Source organism: Vogesella mureinivorans (genome assembly GCF_007644035.1).
Classification (GTDB): Bacteria; Pseudomonadota; Gammaproteobacteria; order Burkholderiales; family Chromobacteriaceae; genus Vogesella; species Vogesella mureinivorans.
On the sequence record NZ_VMTV02000276.1, the window covers coordinates 1 to 401 of the forward strand.

The 401-nt window shown below is 71.6% G+C and carries 2 pseudogenes; both read right to left on the minus strand.

Annotated features, from left to right (window positions below):
• A pseudogene (locus FLQ44_RS24070) lies at positions 1–202 on the minus strand (hypothetical protein); the annotation flags it as partial.
• A gap of 7 nt (positions 203–209) precedes the next feature.
• Positions 210–401 (minus strand): annotated as a pseudogene (locus FLQ44_RS08255) (hypothetical protein); the annotation flags it as partial.

Consider the following 401-nt stretch of genomic DNA (forward strand, 5'->3'; position numbering starts at 1 on the left):
CCTGCGGCTCATCGCCGCAGTGCGCGCCGAGGTTGAAGTCATTGAACGGCGGCCTGGACACACCGACATTCAGCCCGCGCCGCAGGCTGCTGAAGCCACGGATGTGGGCATGCGCTGGCCAGTCGGCGTCAAGCCGCACCGAGGCCCGCGCCTGCGCATCGAGCGCGCGTTCCAGGGGCAGGCCGATGCGCGGATCGATCACAGCGGCCTCAGCGCTTGACCGAGGCCTCGGCCAGATCGGCCGCCAGCGCATCGAGCAGGGCCTGCAGATCGGCCGGCCGCGGCGCCTCCACGTCGATGGTCTCGCCGCTGCGCGGGTGCGCGAACGCGATGCGCTCGGCGTGCAGGGCCTGGCGCTTGAAGGCGCGCAGGGCCTCGATGAATTCGGGCGATGCAGCCTT